We start from the raw sequence: 290 nt of genomic DNA, 5'->3' as shown, positions 1-290 counted from the left end.
CCGGGTGCCGGCCGCAACATCATCGAACTGGCACCCGGGATGGTCACCTGCAGCGGCATGGCCTGGCCGACGGTGGCATGCTCGACCGAAACCTGCTCGCCATTGACCGAGACCCTGACATCGACCGGTCCGGTCTCGTTTTCGGTCGAAATGACGCGGTAGCTCATGTCGAGCGGCTTGCCGACAAGGCCGAAACGCGGCGCGTTCTCGAAGCGGATGCGGCGATCTTTTTCGTGATCGTTGCCGGTGATCAAGGCACGCCCGATTTCAACGCCCCGCTGCATGCCTTG

1 pseudogene is annotated in these 290 nt (G+C 63.4%); it reads right to left on the bottom strand.

Annotated features, from left to right (window positions below):
* Positions 1-290 (bottom strand): annotated as a pseudogene (locus EN845_RS34825) (hypothetical protein); the annotation flags it as partial.

Origin of the sequence: Mesorhizobium sp. M8A.F.Ca.ET.202.01.1.1 (genome assembly GCF_004791595.1) — a bacterium.
In the GTDB taxonomy this organism is placed as follows: Bacteria; Pseudomonadota; Alphaproteobacteria; order Rhizobiales; family Rhizobiaceae; genus Mesorhizobium.
This window is presented reverse-complemented; position numbering and strand designations above follow the sequence as displayed.